The organism is Mesorhizobium sp. M8A.F.Ca.ET.161.01.1.1, assembly GCF_004792105.1.
In the GTDB taxonomy this organism is placed as follows: domain Bacteria; phylum Pseudomonadota; class Alphaproteobacteria; order Rhizobiales; family Rhizobiaceae; genus Mesorhizobium.
In genome coordinates, this window is the sequence record NZ_SRTD01000469.1 from 1 (window position 1) to 287 (window position 287).

General features: G+C 57.1%; 1 pseudogene. It reads right to left on the bottom strand.

The features are described from left to right. A pseudogene (locus EN804_RS38550) lies at positions 1-153 on the bottom strand (protoheme IX farnesyltransferase); the annotation flags it as partial. Positions 154-287: the final 134 nt, after the last annotated feature.

Genomic DNA, 287 nt, shown 5'->3' on the forward strand with positions numbered 1-287 from the left:
GTTCATCGCGCCCGGCGCCACCATCAGGCCGACGAAAGCGGTGAACACGGCAAGTGCCATCACCCGTGGCTTCAAAAGCGCGAAGAAGTCACCCGCTGTCGCTTCCGAGAGGCGGATGACGGTATCCTTGAGGTGGCCTTCCTCAGTCGACATCTCAGACATCTACCTATCGCAGCAGGCAAGCTGGGCTATGATCCCGAACTGAGACGCCACGCGAGCGAAAACTGGAACCTGTTTTGCCTACGCTGTCCTCGGCTCGGATAAGATCAGGTTAAACAAAACGTTAG